18 protein-coding genes are annotated in these 17,827 nt (G+C 33.2%); 5 read left to right on the plus strand and 13 right to left on the minus strand.

Going from position 1 to position 17,827, the window contains the following annotated elements; translation table 11 throughout:
* Positions 1-10: 10 nt before the first annotated feature.
* Positions 11-1,306, minus strand: a complete 1,296-nt coding sequence (locus Q0977_RS04655; RefSeq protein WP_124217460.1) for an MFS transporter — start codon at positions 1,304-1,306, stop codon at positions 11-13.
* A 126-nt stretch (positions 1,307-1,432) separates the two neighbouring features.
* On the opposite strand from Q0977_RS04655, the gene Q0977_RS04660 reads away from it, so the two are divergent.
* A complete protein-coding gene (locus tag Q0977_RS04660; protein ID WP_119415988.1) occupies positions 1,433-2,674 on the plus strand; it encodes a helix-turn-helix domain-containing protein in 1,242 nt (413 codons plus the stop codon).
* Positions 2,675-2,748: 74 nt separating this feature from the next.
* Here Q0977_RS04660 and Q0977_RS04665 read toward each other — a convergent pair whose 3' ends face one another.
* A complete protein-coding gene (locus Q0977_RS04665) occupies positions 2,749-4,140 on the minus strand; it encodes an L-cystine transporter (RefSeq protein ID WP_119415989.1) in 1,392 nt (463 codons plus the stop codon).
* Between the two features lie 199 nt (positions 4,141-4,339).
* On the opposite strand from Q0977_RS04665, the gene cls reads away from it, so the two are divergent.
* Complete coding sequence (gene cls / locus Q0977_RS04670) at positions 4,340-5,797, plus strand: cardiolipin synthase (RefSeq protein WP_119416011.1); 1,458 nt, start codon at positions 4,340-4,342, stop codon at positions 5,795-5,797.
* Positions 5,798-5,851: 54 nt separating this feature from the next.
* Here cls and Q0977_RS04675 read toward each other — a convergent pair whose 3' ends face one another.
* The 4 genes from Q0977_RS04675 to Q0977_RS04690 all read right to left on the minus strand — a co-directional run bounded on the left by Q0977_RS04675 (position 5,852) and on the right by Q0977_RS04690 (position 8,925).
* A complete protein-coding gene (locus Q0977_RS04675) occupies positions 5,852-6,616 on the minus strand; it encodes a D-alanyl-D-alanine carboxypeptidase family protein (RefSeq protein ID WP_119415990.1) in 765 nt (254 codons plus the stop codon).
* 143 nt (positions 6,617-6,759) lie between these two features.
* Complete coding sequence (locus Q0977_RS04680; RefSeq protein WP_119415991.1) at positions 6,760-7,005, minus strand: hypothetical protein; 246 nt, start codon at positions 7,003-7,005, stop codon at positions 6,760-6,762.
* Between the two features lie 178 nt (positions 7,006-7,183).
* Positions 7,184-8,035 (minus strand): membrane protein insertase YidC, encoded by an 852-nt coding sequence (gene yidC / locus Q0977_RS04685; protein ID WP_233548078.1) that lies wholly within the window; start codon positions 8,033-8,035, stop codon positions 7,184-7,186.
* Between the two features lie 104 nt (positions 8,036-8,139).
* Entirely contained in the window at positions 8,140-8,925 is a 786-nt protein-coding gene (locus Q0977_RS04690; protein WP_299511013.1) for a helix-turn-helix transcriptional regulator, read from the minus strand.
* Positions 8,926-9,311: 386 nt separating this feature from the next.
* Here Q0977_RS04690 and Q0977_RS04695 point away from each other — a divergent pair, with 386 nt between their 5' ends.
* Entirely contained in the window at positions 9,312-9,962 is a 651-nt protein-coding gene (locus Q0977_RS04695; protein ID WP_299511015.1) for a LytTR family DNA-binding domain-containing protein, read from the plus strand.
* A gap of 248 nt (positions 9,963-10,210) precedes the next feature.
* Positions 10,211-11,722, plus strand: a complete 1,512-nt coding sequence (locus tag Q0977_RS04700) for an acetyl-CoA hydrolase/transferase family protein (RefSeq protein ID WP_299511017.1) — start codon at positions 10,211-10,213, stop codon at positions 11,720-11,722.
* A 56-nt stretch (positions 11,723-11,778) separates the two neighbouring features.
* On the opposite strand, the gene Q0977_RS04705 is transcribed toward Q0977_RS04700, so the two are convergent.
* Entirely contained in the window at positions 11,779-12,114 is a 336-nt protein-coding gene (locus Q0977_RS04705; RefSeq protein WP_124217463.1) for a hypothetical protein, read from the minus strand.
* Between the two features lie 230 nt (positions 12,115-12,344).
* On the opposite strand from Q0977_RS04705, the gene Q0977_RS04710 reads away from it, so the two are divergent.
* Positions 12,345-12,944, plus strand: coding sequence for a TetR/AcrR family transcriptional regulator (locus Q0977_RS04710; RefSeq protein WP_164489539.1), 600 nt, complete (start codon positions 12,345-12,347; stop codon positions 12,942-12,944).
* Between the two features lie 62 nt (positions 12,945-13,006).
* Here Q0977_RS04710 and Q0977_RS04715 read toward each other — a convergent pair whose 3' ends face one another.
* The 6 genes from Q0977_RS04715 to Q0977_RS04740 form a co-directional block, all read right to left on the minus strand.
* On the minus strand, positions 13,007-13,489 hold the full coding sequence (locus Q0977_RS04715) for a DUF4064 domain-containing protein (protein WP_119415997.1): 483 nt from the start codon (positions 13,487-13,489) through the stop codon (positions 13,007-13,009).
* Positions 13,490-13,670: 181 nt separating this feature from the next.
* On the minus strand, positions 13,671-13,952 hold the full coding sequence (locus tag Q0977_RS04720; RefSeq protein WP_119415998.1) for a GNAT family N-acetyltransferase: 282 nt from the start codon (positions 13,950-13,952) through the stop codon (positions 13,671-13,673).
* Positions 13,953-14,054: 102 nt separating this feature from the next.
* Entirely contained in the window at positions 14,055-14,990 is a 936-nt protein-coding gene (locus Q0977_RS04725) for a DUF1002 domain-containing protein (protein ID WP_124217465.1), read from the minus strand.
* A 216-nt stretch (positions 14,991-15,206) separates the two neighbouring features.
* Positions 15,207-16,064 (minus strand): S1 RNA-binding domain-containing protein, encoded by an 858-nt coding sequence (locus Q0977_RS04730; protein WP_119416000.1) that lies wholly within the window; start codon positions 16,062-16,064, stop codon positions 15,207-15,209.
* Positions 16,065-16,092: 28 nt separating this feature from the next.
* Positions 16,093-16,515, minus strand: coding sequence for a transcriptional regulator MntR (gene mntR / locus Q0977_RS04735; RefSeq protein WP_119416001.1), 423 nt, complete (start codon positions 16,513-16,515; stop codon positions 16,093-16,095).
* Positions 16,516-16,625: 110 nt separating this feature from the next.
* A complete protein-coding gene (locus Q0977_RS04740) occupies positions 16,626-17,735 on the minus strand; it encodes a GNAT family N-acetyltransferase (RefSeq protein ID WP_119416002.1) in 1,110 nt (369 codons plus the stop codon).
* Positions 17,736-17,827 lie beyond the last annotated feature (92 nt).

Consider the following 17,827-nt stretch of genomic DNA (forward strand, 5'->3'; position numbering starts at 1 on the left):
TCAGCATTCTTTAAGAGTGCTGAACTTTTTCTTTAAGTTTAATATTATTTTCCTTTATATCAGGATATACTTGTTTAATAATTGATGGACGCATCATGTAGAAAGTGATGATCAATAAAGCTATACATGATCCTAGTAGAACCCATTGAGCATCTACACGATCAAATAATACTCCGAAAATTATTGTTCCGAGTGGCATCATCGCCATAGACATTGCCTCTAAAATACCAAAAACACGTCCTCTATATTCTTCTTCTACTTCTGTTTGTAACATAACGCCAATTGGTGTATTTGTAAAAACACCAAAAACTGAAAAACTAAAGAAGATGAAAGTAAAGTATATAACGTTCACAAGATAACCAACATCTGTCCATAAAGGAACTGATGTTAAGCCTACAGTAGCTGCCATCAAAATAATAAATCGTTTTGATTGCAGCAAGGGATATTTTGACTGTTTCCTTGTAGAAAGAAAAATAGAAGCTAGTAACATACCGACTGCACCTGCTGATTCAATAACGCCAATATGTTGAGATTTAATCTTCAAAGTTTCCACAAGGATATACGTACCTCCTACATTTATGACACTCAAGAAGAAATTGATCCATAATGCTACCCAAAGAACAGTAGAAACAGCCTTCTTAGTTTTTGCATATAAAAATCCTTCTTTTATACTTTTAAACATTCCCACACTTTCTTGCTCTTCTATTTGTTTCTTACTATACAATTTAAAATCCATTGTAGATTCTAATATAAATGCAATCATATAAGCGACCATATGCACGATCAAAAATACTTCAATTGACGCAAATCCATAAAGCATTCCTCCAATTGCAGGTCCACCAATGGCTGCAATAGACATCGACATTTGATTGAATGATGTAGCTTTCTGAATACGTTCTTTATCAACTAAACAAGCTATTGAAGATGAAAAAGTAACACTATTAAAAGTCGATGTGATGGAATACAAAGCTGTTACGATATAGATAGATATAACGGTAATCCCTGAAGTATAGCCATAAATTAATAAACCGCCCATTAATAAAATGGTACATCCTTGAGAAAGCAAAATAATCAATTTCTTCGAATAACGATCTGCAAGTAATCCTGCAAAGGACGATAAAATCACCCTTGGCAATATGGAGCAAATCATCCCCGTAGCAAAGCTTGTCGCAGATCCCGTCATTTTTAAAATGTATAGACTAATACCAAAAGCTAAAACTTGAGCACCTAAAATTGAAATAATTTTGCTAATTGTAAAAGTCCATAAATGATAACTAGCCTTTTTTAATTTGAGTGTTTCATTCATTCTTTCCTCTCCCTTTGTTTAATAAAATTAAAAAGTTTAATTTAATTAAACAAATAATAACACACTTATTACTTTCTTCGCAAGCAAAAGTTTAATATAATTAAACAAAAGAAATGAGGTGTACCCATGGAATCACTCGGAAGTAGAATACGTACAATACGAAAACAAAAAAAGTTAACCTTGGCTACACTAGCTGGAGAACATATTACAAAAGGTATGTTAAGTCTGATTGAAAATGATAAAGCAAATCCTTCAATGGATACTTTACAATATTTAGCTGAACGTTTGCAGGTGGATGTCAGTTCATTATTAGAAGAAGTACCTATTACTGAATTACGTGAACTGTCAGAAAAAGTTAAGAAAATTTATGATAATAATGTGGAGTTTGAAGAAGCCCCTTACCAAGAAATAATCACTTTAATCGAACCCTATTTAGAAAAGCTTCCTGCTTGCTATGAATCAGGAAAATTATTGTTCTATTACACAGGTGCTCAGTCTCATTTAAAAATGAATAATTGGGAACCTACCTTGGAACGTGGTCTAAAGATGTTCAAAGAAATTAACATGATGAATGAATGGGTTAGATTCCAAATTTTACATTTTTCTATTTATTTTTATGAACATCAATATGAACAAGCACTGAATATTGCAATAGCGACCGAAGCTGAGGTTAAACGTGAACACTATATTATCGATACGATTACTACACTCGATTTACTATATATAATTGGGATTAGCTATTTAGCAATTAATGAGCAAAAAAAAGGTATGAACTACATTGAACAAGCATTACAACTTTCTAAAGAAAAAAGATTGTTTTATAAAATTGAAGACATATTTCGAGTTGCTTGTTTTCAAGCGATGATCGACAATGATGACGCAGCAAGAGAATATTATATAAAAAAAATAGAACAATATGCAGCCTTTACAGAAGATAAGTTATCCTTTCTTTATACAATTATTATTCAATTACATTATTATAATTCTTTTACCCATGATTATGAAAAAGCACTTGAATACCTTGGACATGATAGGGAAATCGAGGATACAAATGAGGATCTTGCTTTATTCTATTGTTTTGAAAAAGGAAAAACATTGTATCACTTAGGACAGTTCGATGAAGCGTTGGTAACCTTCGAAAAGCTAAAAGAGATTCCCAACTCTATACATCATCCTTACGATTTATCGATGTTAGCGGAGAAATATTCTTATAAATCTCTTTGCTACGAACAAAAAGGACAATTATCTAAAGCATTAGAAGAAGCTAAAAAAGCTGTTGATATTGTAGACCCCTTGATAGATACGCCTTATAAACAATTTATAAATAAAACATACGCTTCTCTTTGTAAAAAAGTTGATCAATTGTAACATAAAAACCCCATTCCTTTTCGCCTATAGGAACGGGGTTTTAAATTTATGATAAAGCCAAAATTTAAATAAATTTAAACCTCAGCTAAATCTTGAGCTTCTTTAGAGTTATAGACATCCTTGTCTAATTCTCCAGTAATACGAGCAGTTGTAACACCTGCTACCATTGAGTCATTAACATTCAACGCTGTACGTCCCATATCGATTAATGGTTCTACAGAGATTAGAACACCAGCTAAAGCAACTGGTAGATTCATAGTTGAAAGCACAATAATTGCCGCAAAAGTGGCACCACCTCCAACGCCTGCAACACCAAATGAACTGATCGCAACCACAAGTATTAAAGTGGCAATAAACCCTGGATCAAATGGATTTATATCTACACTAGGTGCAATCATAATGGCTAACATTGCTGGATAAACACCCGCACAGCCATTTTGACCAATGGATACACCAAACGATCCTGCGAAGTTTGCAATACCTTCAGATACACCTAATCTTTTAGTTTGTGTTTGTATATTAAGTGGCAATGTACCAGCACTTGAACGTGAAGTAAATGCAAATAGTAAAGTCGGAGATACTTTTTTAATATATGTGATTGGACTCATCCCTGTTAAAGCAACAATAATCAGATGAACTACAAACATAACAGCCAAAGCAACATATGAAGCTATTACAAATTTGCCCATATTATAAATAGCACCAAAATCTGATGTTGCTATCGTTGATGTCATAATAGCTAAAATTCCGAATGGTGTTAAACGTAAAACAATTTTAACAATCTGCATGATAAGTGCATAAATTGCATCGATCCCGGTTTTGATCAAAGCTGCTGTTTTTTCGTCCTTACGTTTTACGGCTAAATAACCTAATCCTAAAAACGCTGCAAAAATAACAACTGCGATTGTTGAGGATGAACGAGCACCTGTTAAATCTAAAAACGGATTAGCTGGTAGTAAATCTAAAATTTGTTGTGGCATAGTTTTATCGCCTATATCATTTGATTTTTGGACAATTTCTTCACCACGTGCTTGTTCTGCATCCCCTTGTACAAGTTGAGTTGCATCTAAGTTAAAACTTAATGCAGATGCAATACCGACAGATGCAGCAATGGCTGTAGTACCAACTAATATAAGTAAAATAAGACCTGCCATCTTACCAAAGTTTTTGCCAGCAACAACTTTAGTAAAAGCCGAAACAATGGATATCAAAACTAATGGCATTGCTACCATTTGTAAAAGTTTCACATATCCTGAACCTGCTATACTAAACCAATCTACTGATTTTAATACAACCTCTGATGTTGGCCCATATGTGAAATGCAGTATTAGTCCAAAGACAATCCCTAGCCCAAGACCTGTAAATACTCGCTTAGAAAAAGATACATGTTTTTTATGCATCACTATTAGTAAACTAATGAGAATCATTAGAATGATTACATTAAGCACAATTAAAAACGTATTCAATATAATTCCTCCTGATTAAGATTTTAATAAAAATACAATTCTTAGATTATACTAATAATTCCTATTGGTCAAGTAGGTTATTGAATCTATTTAAATCTAAAATGTTACATAGCCTTTGTCATCTACCCACTTGCTATTCCTTTCTTAAAATCTGTGATTTACGTTATACTTAGAGAAGATTATGGAAGAAGGTGATGAAATGGATACAACCAGTTTAACATCTTTAATCGTTTCCACTATTTTAATATCGAACATCTTTCTTGCTGCTATTATTATCTTTCTAGAAAGAAAAGAGCCTAGTTCAACGTGGGCTTGGATTCTTGTACTATTCTTTTTACCAGTTGTAGGATTTATATTGTACTTATTATTGGGGCGTCAATTACGGAAAAAGCATCTGTTTCGTTGGGAAGGCCGAAAAAAAATTGGTATAGATAAACTAATTGATTATCAAATGGAAGCCATTCGTAATGGTTCTTTTGAATATCGGCTTGATGATGCAGCACTTTATGAAGACATCATTTACATGCATTTAACAACAAATCACGCAGTCTTAACACAAGATAATGCTGTTCAAATTTATAGTGATGGTAAAGAAAAATTCAAAAAATTGCTAAAGGATATTGAAGCTGCTAAACATCATATTCATATTCAATACTATATCTTTAGGCTAGATAACTTAGGTACTCGTATTTATCAATTGCTGATAAAAAAGGCTAAACAAGGGGTAAAAGTTCGTCTCCTATTTGATGAGATGGGTTCCAGAGGAGTTCATAAAAACAACTTCAAAGAGCTAATTGAAGCGGGTGGAGAAGTTGAAGTTTTCTTTCCTTCGATCCTCCCCCTTATAAATCCTCGGATGAATTATCGTAATCACAGAAAACTTGTCATTATTGACGGACGTATTGGTTATATCGGTGGTTTCAATGTTGGTGACGAGTATCTTGGTCTAAAGAAAAAATTCGGCTATTGGCGAGATACACATTTGCGTATAGAGGGTAGCTCGGTTCATCCTATGCAAACAAGATTCTTGTTAGACTGGAACCAAGCTTCAGATTCGAAGGATATTCAGTACTCCGACCATTACTTCCCTACCATTGCTCGAAAAGGGGAAGTTGGAATACAAATCGTATCTAGTGGCCCCGATTCTGAATGGGAACAGATCAAAAATGGCTATGTAAAATTAATCGGTATGGCTAAAAAATATATTTATATCCAAACTCCATATTTTATTCCTGACGATAGTTTTATGGACGCTGTACGTATTGCTTGCTTATCCGGAATTGATGTGCGAATTATGATTCCAAATAAGCCTGACCATTTATTTGTGTATTGGGCAACTTATTCTTACGTGGGGCAATTAATTAAAGCAGGAGCAAAAATTTATATTTATGAAAATGGTTTTTTGCATACAAAAATGATTGTTATCGATGATGAAGCATCTACTGTTGGAACTGCGAATATTGACTTTAGAAGTTTTAAGCTTAATTTTGAAGTCAATGCTTTTATCTATCATCGCGAAACATCGCATCAACTTGCAGAACTATTTGAAGAAGATATGTTACTGTCAACAGAACTAACACCTGAATTATATAATAATCGTACTCGCATTATTAAAATGAAAGAATCTATCTCACGTTTATTATCACCAATTTTATAAGAAAAAGCCTATAGCATTACTAGCAAATAACTAGTTACTATAGGCTTTATTTTTTTATTTGTTAATACCCAAATATTCTTCTAGCGTTCCATCATTGTTATAAATTTCAGTAGCAATTTTTTTACCAACATAACGGAAATGCCATGATTCATACATATAGCCTGTCACATCATCCTTACCTTTTGGATAACGCATGATAAAGCCATATTTATGGGCATTTTTAGCAATCCACTTGCCTGCTGGTGTATTTGCAAATTTATTATCAGCATATGCTGCTGTATTTCCTACTTCACCTATGTCAAAAGCTAATCCAGTTTGGTGTTCAGAATATCCTGGACGAGCACTATAAGTATCAGCTGCCTTTTTTCCATCACGTTTTACATATGCTTCATACAATTCAACTTGGCGATCATAAGAACGGTATGTACTAAACGCATCAAATTTAAATCCCTCTAATAATGCTGCTGCATTCAACTCATCAAAAGCTTCTCGTGCATCTTTATTTTCACCTGGAGCAAAATTGGATGGTAATGGATATTGTTTACTTGCAACTAAAATTCCTTTTATATAAGTCGGCTTTTTCGGTAGTTTTTTACCTTCAATATAACCGCCTGCATCTACTTTTTGCTCTTTTTTTGTAATATCTGATGAATTTGTAGCTTTCTTATTTTCTGTTGTATCATGGCTAACAGCCTTCTGTTCTTCTTTGGTAGATTGTTTTGCTTGTTGTGTTTCCCCACAACCTGCAAGTAGACTCCCAGAAATAGCAATAATTGAAGCAATAGCTATCGGAAATCGGTAATACTTCCCTTTCCTCACCTTTTATACACCTCTATTTAACAAATAACCTTATCTCATATTCTACTAAGGTAGAACAGCTAGGAAAATCACATTGTTCAATTTATATTCTCTACTTTACAAAAATCAATATCAAACATCAACATGCTCGATATCGATTATGATCAAATAATTATCATAACGAGGATTGCTAAAGTAGCAACTCCAAAGAATAAGGCCATAGCCTTCATCCATTTTGCTTCTTTAGTAAAACCCTGTTTTTCCATATCCTTTGCACGAAATGTATTTGTAATTGCAAACATTAATGATATAAACAGAACCGCAAGATTAAAATTTTGTTTAATCACAAAAAATACGGCAAGTAAACTTGTAATAGTTACTAGTATGCCTGATACTAATTTTGCATTCATATTATCTCTCTCCTAATCATTTTATATAGGTTTTAATAACTGTTTTTTTAAGACATAATAATAAAAATCTATTTCAATAATAAAGTTAACGTAAAACTTCACTTATCACACTATTTTCTTAAAAAATAGATTTTTATATAAAAAACGGGGTGCATGAATCACCCCGTTTAAGTTTAACTTATTTTTTACTTTTTTTCTTTGCTGATTTTGCAGCTTGTTTCTCTGCTGGTGTTAACTTTCTTTTTTCTTCTGATCCATTTGAAACTTCTTTCGTTTCTTTTTCAGGGTGTACTGAATAGAATTTACGTCCTAGATATGTTTGGAATATCAAGATTGCACCGCTGACTGACCAGTAAAGTGGTAATGCTGCCATGCTAGAGAATGAGATGAACATAATCATAATTGGAGAAATGTACATCATCATTTTCATTTGAGATTTTTGTTGTTCTGGAACTGTCCATAACGATACTTGTGCTTGGATAAAGTAAACTACCCCCGCGATAATCGTCATAACTATATCCGGTTTACCAAGCTCAAACCATAAGAATGGGTGCGCTTGTACTTCACCAGAATATAGGATTGCATAATATAGTCCCATAATTATTGGCATTTGAATAATAACAGGCAAACATCCCATGTTCATAGGATTAACGTTATATTTTTTATATAAGCCCATCATTTCTTGTTGTAATGCCATTTGCTCTTCTTTTGTTTTCGCTGCTTTTAATTTCTTTTGTATTTCGTCCATTTCTGGCTTTAATTTATCCATTTTGTCCTTCATGCCTTGCTGATTCTTGTAGTTTTTAAGCATGAAAGGCATTAAGACTAATCGAATAATAACGGTAATGAGAATAATAGCAGGTCCATAACTACCGCCAAATACATTATTACCGAAGAAATCTAGCAGGAATTCCATTGGTTTTACAAATGTACTATAAAAAAAGCCTTCTTGGTTTTTGACTGAATCACATCCAGCTAACACGAATGGCGCTAAACCAAGCATTGAGATTAACCAAAGTTTTTTCTTCAATATTTTCACCTACAATTTCTCAAGCTATAGTGAAGTATACATTATATAGAGGATACTAATCAAATCAAAGTAATGCACGAAAAATAATATATGTAATTTTTAAATTATAAAAGTCTTTCAGGTAATTGGAAACGGAAATACTCAAGTTCTGGATTATCTTTAAAATGTTTTGGTGTAACACCCACATATTTTTTAAAAATACGAGTATAGTAACTTTGATTACAGAAATGGAATTGCTCCGAAATATCAGAAATACTTTTATTTGTATGTCGTAAATAATATTGTGATTCTTCTACTCTTCTAACATTTAAATACTCTACTAAGGTTATCCCTACATGCTCTTTGAAAATTCGTGATAAATGACTTGTGCTAATTTTAAAGTATGATGCTATATCTTCTACAGATAAATCCGATTCAATCTCATCGTCGATAAACATGATCACCTTATTAACGGTTTGATGTTTATAGTAAGGTTGTTTTCTTTCGGATATAACATAAATATAAAATTCTATTAAGTCATCTGCAAATTGTAAATACTCCGCATCATTCATGCGTTCATCAATCATCTCCACACATGCCACGTTAAAAGCAAAAACCTTTTTTGATGGTACCTGGTTCTCTATTAGTTTTCTAGTGACAACTGACGATAGAATAACAAAATAATGTCTAACAGCTCTAAAGAATTGCTTACCTGCGCGTATAGATAGAATATTAAGTAACTCCTGCAATGATTTCTTCGCAGCCTCGGCTTCTAATTGATTAATTTGCCTCAATAATTGCGCTTCAATATCAAAGAATTTCTCTATACCTTCGTATTGATTCATCATTTCAATTTCCTTAAAGTACCTTTTAGAGATAGATTCTGAAATGGAATATTGGTGTTCTAGCATAAACTCCCCATCTTTCTATAATATTAAACAATTTTCTGTTACATTATTCTTACTATATAACGAAAATGGTAATATGAAAATAGTTTTATTAACCAAGTAAGAAGAAAATTTACGTTTATGTATGGGTCAATCTTCTTAAAAAAATAAATACTTGGGGCATTATTTTTTATATACTTATGTAAAAATAATACATATACTGAAATTTTTTAATAAATTTTTATCTTTATTTTTATCGGTTATCAAATTATAGTATTTATATGGACAAATTTATGTCACATTTTTGTATGAACTCATACATTTATTAGCTATACTTAATTTTATAAATAATCTATAGTAATAATATGTGAACGAACTTTTAAGAATGGAAAGAAACGAGGTATAAATTAATGGATCCACGATCTATCGAGGAATTGATACAGGTTATTAAGGAATTTTTCCCTGATAATACGTCAATCGTTATTTCAGATACAAAAAAGTATTTATATTATCAACCGAGTAAAAAAGTTGATTTAAAAATCAAACCAGGAGATGAAATACCTGAAGGCTCTGCGACTTATAAAGCACTTGACTATGGTCAAAAGATAAATTCATTTATTGAACCTGAAGTATTCGGTGTTCCTTATTATGGAATGAGTATTCCATTATTAGAAGAAGGCGAAACAAAGGGTGCTATCACTGCAATCTTCCCTCAAAAACCTTCTCCTTTCCTAACAAACTATATTACGATTAAAATTGACGATTGTTGGTATCCCGTTAAACACAATGAAGTCATTTATTTGGAAACTCAACTTCGTAAAACGTTTGTCAAAACAATGCAAAAAGAAGGCTACCATCGTTTAAATTTAAGTGATCTTGAGTTGTTCCTATCTCCTGATACATTTATTCGATGTCATCGTTCGTATATTGTCAATATCAACTATATTGAAGAAATTCAACCAGATTCACATTCAACATTCTTATTAATAATGAAAGACGGTACTCGTATTCCTGTTAGTCAACGATACGCAAGTTACTTCCGTCGTTCTTTAGGGTTCTAGATTAATTTACACGTATAATATAAAGGAGTTGCCTAACACTATTCAAAGGTAGCTCCTTTTTCTCTTATATTCGACAAAATTCTGTTTTATACACTTTTTAAACCCTTTCATGCAGTTGCAAACAAATTGTGACAATTCGGTGATAATATTAAAAATGGTTATATAATTTTTCAAATAAGTACACTTCAAGTAGAAATTTTTTACAGAATTAGTATGAAATTATTCGTTAAATAGAAGGAGAGATTTCCATGACAGTAAAAGTAGAAGAAAGACTTCGTAATTCCGAACTTTTGAAAAAAGTAATGCCAGCTGATGAAGCAGCTAAAATTATTAAAGATGGAATGACACTTGGCCTAAGTGGATTTACTCGCGCTGGTGATGCAAAAGCTATTCCTATGGCATTAGTAGAACGCGCAAAAACAGAGGACTTTAAAGTAAACGTTTTCACTGGTGCTTCTTTAGGTTCAAACATTGACGCTTTAATGTCTGATGCTGGTATCGTCAACAAACGTTTACCATTCCAACTAGACCGCACAATGCGTGGCCACATTAACAAAGCTGATATGCTATTTGTTGACCAACATTTATCAGTTACTGCTGAATATTTACGTCAAAATGCCATTGATAAAATTGACGTCGCTGTTATTGAAGCAGTTGCTGTTACAGAAGACGGTATGCTAATCCCTACAACATCTGTTGGTAACTCACCAATTTACGTACAAAAAGCTGATAAAGTTATTATTGAATTGAACTTAGCTTCTTATCCACAATTAGAAGGTATTCACGATATCTATGTACCAGAAGACCAAGGCAAACGTGGTCCAATTCCACTAGTTCACGCTTCAGATCGTATCGGCACTATCGGTATTCCTTTAGATTTAGATAAAGTAGCTGCAGTTGTACTTACAGAACAAACAGATTCACCAACTACAATTACTCCAATTGACGAAGAAACTCAACAAATTGCAGATAACATTCTTGAATTCTTCCGCAATGAAATTAAAGAAGGCAGATTAACTGAAACATTAGCTCCACTTCAATCAGGTGTTGGTTCTGTAGCAAATGCCGTTCTTGGTGGTATGGCAAATTCTGAGTTCAAAGATTTAGAAGTATATTCTGAAGTACTTCAAGATGCAGTGTTCGATTTAATCGATGCTGGTAAAGTTAAATTTGCTTCAGGTTGTGCAACTTCATTATCAGCAGAAAAAATTGAATCAGTATATGGTAACTTGGACAAATATAAAGACAAACTTGTATTACGCCCTCAAGAAATTTCAAATAATCCAGAGCTAGTTCGTCGTATGGGCTTAATCGCTATGAATACAGCTCTTGAATTTGATATTTATGGTAACGTAAACTCTACTCATGTATCAGGAACAAAAATGATGAATGGTATTGGTGGTTCAGGTGACTTTGCTCGTGCTGCTCGTATCTCAATCTTCATCACAAAATCATATGCTAAAGATGGCAAAATTTCTTCAGTAGTTCCATTCGTATCACATGTTGATCACACAGAACATGATGTTGATGTTGTCGTAACAGAACAAGGTCTTGCAGATTTACGTGGCTTAGCTCCTCGTGAACGTGCAGAACTAATCATTGAAAATTGTGTACATCCTAAATTCAAACCTGCTCTTCAAGCATACTATGAAGAAGCAAAAACTCGTGGTGGACAAACTCCTCACGTATTAGAAAAAGCATTTTCATTCCATACTAACTTAGCTAAATATGGTACAATGCTTCCAGAAAAAGAAAAATAACAGGTCTTCAAAAAAAGACTCAGCATTTCTGCTGAGTCTTTTTTACTTATAGATGATTAGTTAAGATCTTTAGGTGGTTTTATACCATTCAAGAATTCATGTTGTTCTTCATTTTCATAATGAATTGCAGTTGCAGAACCTTCAGAAATCATTTTTGTATCATCGTCATTGTAAGTTTGATGTGCATTGGCATAACCGTCAGCTGTTGTTGTATTAAAAGCATCTGGGGCAACAGTAACTGATGAATCAGGTACTTTATCCATAAGGCCATTTAGTTTAGCCTTCGTACTATTAAATGCTTCTACTGCTTTATCTCGATTTTCTTTTTTACGAAAATACGCATATGCACCTGCAGCAAGTCCCGCTATTAATAGAGATTTTCCTTTTGCCATATCAATCATTCCTCCCATTATCTTTCTAAATTAACTATACCCTATTTTTTAGAAAATACACATTATCAAGTTGATTTTATAATAATTTGTCACGTTTAAAGACTGTTTTTATATCCCACTAGCCTATAGAAATTTCTATGAAGAGATAAAATAATTCTCTCCTATGACCTATGCTTTTTTTCTGCTATCATAATAAGAAAATGCACGAAATGGAAGTGTGGTTATGCAAAATGACAGAAGTACAATCTGTTAAAAAGAAAAAAGGTACTTTAACAAAAGAAAAGATTATTAAAACTGCCCGCAACTTATTTTATAAAAAAGGCTACGATGCAACCACTACAGCTATCATTGCTAAAGAAGCAGGAGTATCTGAAGCCACTTTATATAAATATTTTAAAAGCAAAATGACATTACTATTATCAACAGTTGAACCTGAATGCATACCCTTTATGGAAAATAAAAATTACCAACTGTTAACTAATCAAGAACTGTTGAGTGTATGGACTAACGAATTGATAGACAAAGTTTTTTATAATCGTCCTCAATATTCAATCATTTTCAATGAATCAACAAAACATCCAGAACTTTCCGAACAGTATATTGCGAATATATACAGTATGTCTAATGCAGATTGGGAACTTGTTAATCGAATGGATAAAGGAGATTTACCTAAAATCGATTTAATCCTATTTCAAGTTGGGATAATTGGTTCTTTCTTAGCAATGATAACCCATATGCAAATTTATGATCCTACGATCAAGTTAGAGAAAGTTCCCCCAAATATTCGAAATACGCTTATTTGCTTAATAGAAGGAAAATTTTTCGTATAAAAAAGTAAAGGGCGATCTCATTTACCAATCCGAACGATTGTTTATTGAGATCACCTCTTAATCTAAATGACAGAGGAATTAGGATAAGTTACATCGCTAGATTCTGCTTTTGGTTTTCGTACATAGCACATAATTGCAGCAATGTAGTAAACAATAGACGTTAAAGATAGTATTCCAGCAAATACTCCAGCCACTATAAACATACTTCCTGCAAAATTCGCCCTATTCTTTGTCCTTACTGCTTGAACTATCCCCACTATTCCTGCAACAACACTAACGATAAAGCAAATGATGATAAACCAACCAAAAGGGCCTAGAAAATTTATCGCTGATACCATACTTTCAGCAAAGGCTTGTATATCAGTATCCTTGAATTGAGGGTCATTTGTTAATTGATTTTTAAATTCTGTAACCAATTCATCTTGTAATTGCGTGTTATTCTTCACTTCTGAAACAAGTTTTACGATTAACCCCATAATTGCAATTGCAATCAGATTGAAGAGCGTACCTACACTACCTAAAACTATTTCAATCGTTCTTTTCACTAAACCACCTCTATATTATTGTTATAGATTACTATACGTTACTACTTTCAAAAAGTTTCAGATTTTCTTATTCTATACAAAAAAGGACTATCTTATAAGTAATTTTCACTTATTTGATAATCCTTATAAATTTATGCTGTTTAACTTACTAACATTCGTTAAAAAAGTTACTACGAAACACTTATGCTTTTATATCATCATATTCATGTGATGTTTCAAAAGCTTTGACTACATAGGAACAAACGGCTTCAATTTTATATTCGTTTTCACGAGCATAATCTGCAGCCCGATTTAAGAGTTGTTTTGCAATTCCTTGACCGCGTAAGGAGCTATCAACAAAAGTATGCTCAACTACCATTATGTCGCCTAACTGTGTCCAAATAATTTCTGCAAGTACTTTACCTTCTTTTTCATACTCAAAGGCAAATTCTTCAGCATCTCTTTTACTTAATTTAAATTCCATATTTTCACACCCCCCATGTAATAAATTTAGTTTAGCATATTATCGCTAAAGTATGTTAGTGTGTGATGCGGGATTTATATTCGGTACAAATTCAGGACAGAATTAGCTAAATAATCCGCTAATACCATCAATTATTTTCTGAAAGAAGCTTTTCACACTCGCCCAGAAACCTGAGTCACTTTTAATGTCTTCGTTTATTTTATTTAATTGATCTTTAATATTACCACTTAAATCATCTAATTGTGTTGACCATTTGCTAAAATCAATATCAAGTTTACTGATTTTATCCATTAAATCAATTAATAATTGGCGGTCTTTATCACTTAAGTTAATCTCTAATTTTTTAAGTTGTTCATCAACAATTTTTTCGACATCTTCTTTTGTTGCTGGTTTTTGTTCAGCAATTTGTTTTTTTATGTCTGTTAATAATTGACTTACCTTTTCTTCGTCCACACCAGAATTTTGAGCCAAATCAGTGGCTACTGAAAGCTCTTGATTCGCTACATCTGTACGGTCTTTATCTAGTTTTTTACCAGTTGTTACTTCGTATGCCTTGTAAATGCCTGCAAGTGCAGAGTGTCCTGTTACTTTTTTAGGTGCAGCTACTTCAACTGTAGCATCTTCAATCCCTGCTGTTAGCATTGCATTACTATACATATCAGAAGTTACCTCTGTAATATTTTCAGGTGTCACTATGTTGATAACTAAGCCAGAGCCAGCATCTTTTGGTGTAATTTTAGCAGATGAATATAGACGTGCACTTGAATTCCCATTTTCAATGTATTTTGCGATATCTGCACCTGTAATTGTAATTTCTTGGACATCAGAGTTATTTGCAATGCCTAAGCTATTTTTCACACTTACTTTTTCGCTTTCTGAAAGACTTCCGCCATAAACAACAATTGGAACTCCTAATTTTTCATTGACCACTTCATCCGACGATTGAGATGAATTTGTACTTGCATAACTTGTTGTTGGTGCAACAATGGCTGTTGTCAAACTCATCGCTGCAATGACAGCAAAGATTTGTTTTTTCATTGTGGAATTTCCTCCTTAGACTTTCATCATTTCTAGATTTGTTTTAGTCACTTCTAGTAAATATTATGAAATTATTTGAGCCAAATCCTTTCATAAAATAATTTTCCAGTTCAAAAAGAAATATTAAGTAATTCTAAATATCTTTACTAATAATACGTTAAAAAGAGCAAAAAGTTTCTGAAAGTGGGTAAACTTTCTCCTTTTGCTCTTCATATATTATTTAATTGATGTCCAACCGTCTTCTTGAGTAATTCGGTTAGCTTTCATAAGTGTACCTAGCGCACGCTTAAAAGCACCCTTACTCATATGGAACATTTCTTTAATTTCCTCTGGTGAAGATTTATCGCCAAATGGCATTTTTCCACCAACATCTTCTAGGTATTTAAAAATTTGCTCTGCATCATCGCTTAGACGTTCATAAACTCGGGGAAGCATAGAAGCGTTTATAGTACCATCTTCTTTTACTTCAATAACTCGAACGCTAATATCTGAACCAAGGCGTGGTTCTGCTCCACGTTCAGATTCATGAACAAAAATACGATATGGTGTATCAACACCAAGTAAAAATGTTCCGACCGGTAACAAACGATACGGACGAGCTAAAATATTTTTATTGAACAATTCAGGATCTGCATCCTCATATAATTCTAATATTTTTTCCTCGGTAGCTAAACGACCAAATAATCCGCCTTCACGGTCTGTACGTAACGTTACATACAAATGGTTTCCTGGTTCAGGCCATAGTGATTTTAACTTAGGTAAGTCTTCAGCTGGCACTAGAACTTCTCTTGAAGTACCGATATCTACATATGCGCCTTCACGGTCTTTAACATGTAACACGCGTGCCCATCCATATTCACCTTTAAGAATATGTGGTAAGGCCGTTGTTGCAGCTAAATTACCTCTTCGATCTGCATATAAAAATACTTCAATTTTTTGATTAACCTTTAAAGGTTCCGTTACTTCCGAAATATTCAACGGGATATCTACATTATCATTTGTTAATACATATTTTGACTCTTGTTCTTCTTTTACTACTAATTTTACTACGTCACCTGATTGCAACTCTGTCATAATGCAAACTCCTTTCATATGACATCTATCATTCACCGGAATGAGTATCTTTTAACTCTTCTAGTTTGTGGATAAAGTCGGGATTCTCTTCTAGTACTTGGATAAGATCTGCTATTCGATCAATAGAATTCCAGCTTAAATGATGCTCAATCCCTTCCACATCATTGTAAATTCTTTCTTCATCTACACCAATTAGTCTTAAAAACTGTTCCAATAAGCTATGTCTCTCTACTAGTCGTTTACCTAATTTTAACCCTTTTGGCGTTAAAGATAGTCCTCTATATCGTTCGTAAACTAAATAACCATCTTTATCAAGTTTCTGTACCATTTTGGTAACTGAAGAAGGCAGAACTGACAATGCTTCGGCTATGTCCGATACACGCGCGTAACCTTTCTGGTCAATTAGTAAATAGATTTGTTCGATGTGATCTTCCATACTCGGTGTCGGCATCTCAATTCCCTCTCTTTCGATTTCCTATCTCTCTAGTTTACTACATGAAACTATAAAACGTAACCTGTAGTGTAAAAGCGTTAAATTTAATTCATAATATATCGCCTAAATTATTGAATTTTTGCATATACACATGTATCACGTAGCTTCTTTCCATCTGCTGAGCGACTATCTTGTTTTAATATTCCTTCTAATTCAAACTGCGCTCTAGTTGCGACAGCCCGACTTCTTATGTTATCACTATCGCAACGAATTTCCAGCCGTTTTGCACCTAATTCTTTAAATGCAAATTGAGAAATTCTTTGTACAGCTTCTGTCATATAACCGTTTCCTTCATGTCTTGCATCTACCCAATAGCCGATTTCAAACTTAGGAATAGTCCAGTCAATATTATGCAATCCTGAAGAACCGATAAATTCTCCACTTTCCTTTAGGAATACATGTAATCGTAAGTCTTTCCTTGTTATAAAATCACCAATAGCTTGACGAAGATTTTCTTTCGTCTCCTCTTTCTTAGGCATTGTCTGCGCCCAATTCATGAAGGGCTTTAAGTTTTTCGCCGAATGTGCAATAGCTTCCCAAACAGAATCGACATCTTCTATATGTGGCATACGAATGATTAATCTTTCTGAATCAAAGCTACTTGGGAAATCCCATCTATCTTTATAATTTATATTTTCATTTTTTTCTTCGTCTTCCCAGCTAACAGGAGTGGTTTTTCCCTCCAAATAATCTTGACGCGTAATTCCATATGTAACCGCATCGTAGTATGAATTTTCCTTCGGTACGTACCAAGCTTGACGAAGATGCGCCTCTTTGACAAACCCCGCTTTCTCAAACGTTTTCCTCATGGCAATATTATCTTGTCTAGTATGGCCCTCTATACGTATTTTATTATTTGGCAACGAGAATACATATTCACTTACTAATTTTAATGCTTTTGTGCCATAGCCTAATCCTCGCCATTTTTCTGCTATACGTAAGTCAAACAATGGAATTTCATCCTGCAAATCGTATATTTTTACCATTCCTACTTGTAAGTTCTCATCATTTACTAACCAAAAAGTTTTTGCTTGATCTGATTCATAACCACCTTCATCAATTGCTTTTTCGATAATTTCTCTTGCAGGATGTGTATTCTCATGATAAGGCCATACATTTGTTGTCATAAATTCGATTAGTTGTTCTTGTTCTTCTATAGTCCATTCAATTAGTTTCATATTATTCGCCTCCATTACCATAATCACTACAAGTACTATATCAATCGTCCAACGATTCCTTATTCATACATAAATCATAAATTCTATATTCC

The sequence above is a fragment of the uncultured Rummeliibacillus sp. genome, from assembly GCF_934216135.1.
Taxonomy (GTDB): domain Bacteria; phylum Bacillota; class Bacilli; order Bacillales_A; family Planococcaceae; genus Rummeliibacillus.